The sequence below is a fragment of the Streptomyces candidus genome, from assembly GCF_014207445.1.
In the GTDB taxonomy this organism is placed as follows: domain Bacteria; phylum Actinomycetota; class Actinomycetes; order Streptomycetales; family Streptomycetaceae; genus Streptomyces; species Streptomyces candidus.
In genome coordinates, this window is record NZ_JACHEM010000062.1 from 1 (window position 1) to 1,634 (window position 1,634).

Sequence of the window (1,634 nt, forward strand, 5' to 3'; positions counted from 1 at the left end):
ATGATCACCCGTGGACTCGCGGAGCCAGAGGATCAAGGAAGCCAGGACAACTCCGGCACGGTAGCGGTCGCCGAGCTTGTCGAACCGGGTCGCGATCGCGCGGAACTGCTTGAGGCGGGCGAAGCATCGTTCGACGACGTTGCGGTCGCGTTAGGTGACCTTGTCGAAGGCCGGCGGCCGGCCGCCGAGGGCTCCGCGTCGGCGGCGGTTCGCCGCCTGGTCGCGGCGCTCGAGGATCGTGGCAGCGATGCCCCGGCGCCTCAGCAGATGACGGATGGACCTGCTGGAATACGCCTTGTCACCCAGCACACGATCCGGTGTCGTGCGCGGGCGGCCCGTGCCGAGGCGCGGGGCGCGGATGCCGTCGAGGACCTGGCCGAACGCCGTAGCGTCGTTGACGTTGCCGGGCGTGAGCACAATCGATAGGGGCAGGCCCCGGCCATCGACGGCGAGATGGACTTTGGTGGTCAGTCCGCCTCGGGAGCGGCCGAGGGCCTGGCGCGCTTGCGAGCCGCCCGGATCTTCCAGTTCGTCCCCGTTCGCATCCCCTTTTTGCGGGCGCCCACTGCGTGCTGGTGGGCTCGGTTCATGGTGGAGTCGACGGAGACCGTCCATTCCACCCGGCCCACCGCGTCATCGCGGACCTGAACATGCTCCAGCAACCGTGCCCAGGTGCCGTCCGCCTCCCAGCGGGCGAACCGCTCGTAGACGGTCTGCCACGGCCCGAACCGGTCGGGAAGATCCCGCCACGGAGCCCCGGTCCGCAGCCGCCACAGCACCCCGTTGACCACCTGCCGGTGATCACGCCACGGACGGCCCCGTCCGCCCACATGAGGCAAAAGGGGCTCTATCCGCCTCCATGCCGCGTCCGTCAGCTCACCTCGACCTGCCACAAGATCAATTATCAGACCGGCTATAGAGTCCTGCCCGTGGTGAATCATCAGGACGAGACCAGGACGGCCTACGACGGTGTCGTTGAGCTGTACGCATCGCTGTTCGCAAACCGGCTGGAGACACAACCTTTCTCCCGGGCCATGATCGGCACCTTCGCCGAACTGGTGCGCGCGACGGGCAACCCGCGGGCAGCGGACGTCGGGTGCGGGCCCGGACATCTGACAGCCATGCTGCACGAACTCGGCCTGGACGCCTTCGGACTCGACCTTGCCCCCGGCATGGTCGACCACGCCCGGCAGGCCCATCCGGCGCTGCGCTTCCAAGAGGCGCGGATGGAATCCCTGCCGATCGAGGACGCCGCGCTCGGCGGCGTGCTGGCCCACTACTCAATGATCCACACCCCTCCTGGAGAACTACCGGAGCTGCTCACCGAACAGGTGCGCGTCCTGGCGCCGGACGGTCTGCTCCTGGTCTCCTTCTTCGGGACCGACGGACAAGAACCGGTCCGGTTCGACCACAAGGTGGCGCCCGCCTACAGCTGGCCGGTGGATCTCCTCGCCGAACTGCTGGGCGATGCTGGGCTCAACCCCTTCGCCCGGCTGCTCCACGATCCAGCCTCTGATCGGGGCTTCCTCGACGCCCATCTGCTGGCCCGCCGTTCGTAGCCACTGCCCAGTCCCCGGCCGCTCGGCGCACCTCCAGATTGCCAGCTCAGCCGAATCTCCCTGATCAGACTGGAA

At 68.1% G+C, this 1,634-nt stretch carries 1 protein-coding gene and 1 pseudogene; one reads left to right on the forward strand and one right to left on the reverse strand.

The window, feature by feature from the left end:
• A pseudogene (locus HNQ79_RS33160) lies at positions 1-893 on the reverse strand (IS5 family transposase); the annotation flags it as partial.
• A gap of 36 nt (positions 894-929) precedes the next feature.
• On the opposite strand from HNQ79_RS33160, the gene HNQ79_RS33165 reads away from it, so the two are divergent.
• Positions 930-1,559: a class I SAM-dependent methyltransferase gene (locus HNQ79_RS33165; protein ID WP_185036701.1), complete on the forward strand. Its 630-nt coding sequence runs from the start codon at positions 930-932 to the stop codon at positions 1,557-1,559.
• The last annotated feature ends 75 nt before the right edge of the window (positions 1,560-1,634 follow it).